This is a genomic window from Dietzia sp. E1 (assembly GCF_014145015.1).
Lineage (GTDB): Bacteria > Actinomycetota > Actinomycetes > Mycobacteriales > Mycobacteriaceae > Dietzia > Dietzia cinnamea_A.
Genome location: NZ_JAALDU010000525.1, coordinates 1 through 2298 on the forward strand (window position 1 = coordinate 1; position 2298 = coordinate 2298).

3 protein-coding genes and 1 pseudogene are annotated in these 2298 nt (G+C 73.5%); all 4 read right to left on the reverse strand.

Going from position 1 to position 2298, the window contains the following annotated elements:
- Positions 1-99 (reverse strand): annotated as a pseudogene (locus tag G6030_RS16665) (non-canonical purine NTP pyrophosphatase); the annotation flags it as partial.
- A 2-nt stretch (positions 100-101) separates the two neighbouring features.
- Positions 102-887 (reverse strand): ribonuclease PH, encoded by a 786-nt coding sequence (gene rph, locus G6030_RS15035; RefSeq protein WP_007627767.1) that lies wholly within the window; start codon positions 885-887, stop codon positions 102-104.
- A 46-nt stretch (positions 888-933) separates the two neighbouring features.
- A complete protein-coding gene (locus G6030_RS15040; RefSeq protein ID WP_043566535.1) occupies positions 934-1713 on the reverse strand; it encodes an MBL fold metallo-hydrolase in 780 nt (259 codons plus the stop codon).
- A gap of 73 nt (positions 1714-1786) precedes the next feature.
- Positions 1787-2298: aspartate/glutamate racemase family protein (locus tag G6030_RS15045; RefSeq protein WP_182643667.1), on the reverse strand; the 512-nt coding region annotated here is incomplete at its 5' end.

The following is a 2298-nucleotide window of genomic DNA, read 5'->3' on the forward strand; positions in this document are numbered from 1 at the left end:
CACCGGCTCGATGCCGACGACGCCCTCGGACTCGAGCACCCGGCGCAGCTCGGCCAGCTTCTTGGCGTTGCGGCTGGCGACCAGCAGACGGACGGCCACGGCTACCGCCCCCGGTTCCGCGCCGCGGGCGGGCTGGGCAGCTCGCCCGGGTACGGCGCGGCGAGCGCCTCGCGCTGCAGCGCGAACAGTCGCTCACAGCCGGCCTGCGCCGAGTCGAGCATCGCGTCCAGCACGTCGCGGCCGAACGCGGCGCCCTCGGCCGTTCCCTGGACCTCGATGAGCTTGCCGCCGTCCGTGCACACCACATTCATGTCCACCTCGGCGCGCGAGTCCTCCTCGTACGGCAGGTCGCACAGCACGTGTCCGTCGACCACGCCGACGCTCACCGCGGCGACCGCCCCGGTGAGCGGGTTGCCCGTCACCGCGCCGGAGGACTGCAGCCACGTGATCGCGTCGGCCAGCGCCACGTACGCGCCGGTGATCGCCGCCGTGCGCGTACCGCCGTCGGCCTGGAGCACGTCGCAGTCCAGCGCGATGGTGTTCTCCCCCAGAGCGGACAGGTCGATGCACGCGCGCAGCGAGCGGCCGACGAGCCGGCTGATCTCGTGGGTGCGGCCACCGACCTTGCCGCGCACGGACTCGCGGCCCGACCGCTCGTGGGTCGCCGCCGGCAGCATCGCGTACTCGGCCGTCAGCCAGCCCAGCCCCGATCCCTTACGCCAGCGCGGCACGCCCTCGGTGACGCTGGCCGTGCACATGACGCGGGTCTGCCCGAAGGTCACGAGCACCGACCCCGCCGGATGCGAGGTGAAGCCCCGCGTGATGGTCACGTCGCGCAGCTCGTCGACGCCGCGTCCGTCTGCCCTGTGGAAGTTCGAAGAGGTCACGACCGCCGATCCTAGCGGGCGCTCCCCTGGACGGTGATCCGCAGATCTAGACGGTGATCCGCAGATCCGGCTCCGCGAGCAGGATCTCGCCGTCGAACTCGGCGGCCGCCTCGGCCCGGACCGCCTCGTGGTCGGTCCACGGCGGGATGTGGGTGAGCACCAGCCGGCCCACCCCGGCCCGCCGGGCGGTCAACCCCGCCTCGGAGCCCGACATGTGGATGCCGGGCGGGCGCCCCTCCTCATGCGTCCACGACGCCTCACACAGCAGGACATCCGCGCCGACCGCGAGCTCGACCAGGGCATCGCAGTACGCGGTGTCGCCGCTGTACGCCAACACCCTCCCGTCACCGGACTCCAGGCGGAGCCCGTACGACTCCGGCGGATGCTCCACCCGCTCGGCCCGCACGTGCAGGGCCACCTCGTCGTCGTCGCCCCTCATCGCCACCTCGGGCGTGACGTCCCACGTCGACACGTCGAACGTGTCCGACAGGTCGTCGACCGCTCCCGGCTCCTCCGCCGACGCCACCCCGATCCGGTAGGCCGTCCCCGACGGCCCCACCAGCGGCACGCGACCCACGCCCCGCGCGCCGGGGCCGAAACGCCGCAGCACCAACAGGCTCGGCACGTCGAGGCAGTGATCCGCGTGCAGATGCGACAGAAGGATCGTCGCGTCCTCGGGCGCGACGTGCCGCTGCAACGCGCCGAGCACCCCGGGCCCCATGTCGATCACCACGGGCGCCAGACCGTCGACCTCCACGAGGTACCCGGACGCCGGCGACGTGGGTCCGCCGATACTTCCCGAGCAGCCGAGGACAGTCAGAAACATGGGCACCATCGTGCCACGCCGCACCGCGTGTCGTGGTGATCGCGGCCGCGCGCGCGCCGAGTGTGACCGCCCGTCACCGGGCCTCCGCCCGGCCCACCGCCACCAGCCCCGGGCCCAGGAACCGGGACGCCACCCGCCGGAACGCGTCCGGGTCGCCCGTGACGAGGTACTCGCGCGTCGGCGGGTCCGCCGGATCGTGCGGCCGCAACAGATCCTCCGCCGTGAGCACCCGCAGCACGTCCTTGGCCGTCTCCTCCGCGCTCGAGACCAACGTGACGTGATCGCCCGCCGCGAGCTGCACCACCCCGGACAGCAACGGGTAGTGCGTGCAACCCAACACCAGGGTGTCGACGTCGGCGTCCCGGATGGGCGCCAGATAGGCCTCCGCCAACCCGAGCACCTGACGGCCGCTGGTGATGCCGCGCTCGACGAACTCCACGAACTTGGGGCACGCCACCGACGTCAGCTCGATCCCGGCGGCCGCCGCCACCGCGTCGTCGTACGCCCGCGACGCCACCGTCGCGCGGGTCGCGATGACCCCGATCCGACCCGAGCGCGTGGTGGCCACCGCGCGCCGCGCCGCCG